Origin of the sequence: Clostridium sp. MCC345 (genome assembly GCF_018785345.1) — a bacterium.
Classification (GTDB): Bacteria; Bacillota; Clostridia; order Lachnospirales; family Anaerotignaceae; genus Anaerotignum_A; species Anaerotignum_A faecicola.
The window spans coordinates 1-472 of the sequence record NZ_WQPP01000057.1; the positions used below are offsets into that span (position 1 = coordinate 1).

Consider the following 472-nt stretch of genomic DNA (forward strand, 5'->3'; position numbering starts at 1 on the left):
AGTCTTGGGTAAAGGGCGGTAATTGGTTGTTGGTTGGTCTGTCTTAACATAAAATCCTCCGTTTCCGACAGCCAGCCCCACTATTCCGTACCTTGATTGTACCACATGGGGCGGCTGTCTGTATAGCGGCAAAAGCGTCAAATCTGCTTCTTTATGGTCGGTCAAATCGCCGTTTTTTGTGTAGCAGCTTCCGCTTCCAGCACTTTCATCATCTTGTCGGCTGCGGTGTCGGTTGCGCCCTGCTTGAAGAAGCCGGAAACGGTAAGGACGGAGTTGCCCATGCGGATTTCCGTCACACAGTCCGGGCGGCGGTCTGTTTTGGTGGTGCTTGTCTGTTTCGTTTCTGTCATAGGCTCTCCTTTCGCTGATTCATCAGTTGCTTTAAGCGTTCCAGCTTTTCCTGTGCGGTTTCCTTTCGGAAGTTGCTGCCCGTGAAGCGGACGGGGGCGCACATGGAAGTCAGCCTGTCATA

Annotated in this window: 1 protein-coding gene and 1 pseudogene; both read right to left on the bottom strand. The window is 52.5% G+C overall.

Annotation, left to right across the window (positions count from 1 at the left end; all coding sequences use genetic code 11):
* Positions 1 to 161 precede the first annotated feature (161 nt).
* Positions 162 to 350, bottom strand: coding sequence for a transposon-encoded TnpW family protein (locus GPK49_RS09385; protein WP_002569233.1), 189 nt, complete (start codon positions 348 to 350; stop codon positions 162 to 164).
* A pseudogene (locus GPK49_RS09390) lies at positions 347 to 472 on the bottom strand (ATP-binding protein); the annotation flags it as partial. The gene GPK49_RS09385 and the pseudogene GPK49_RS09390, both read right to left, overlap by 4 nt.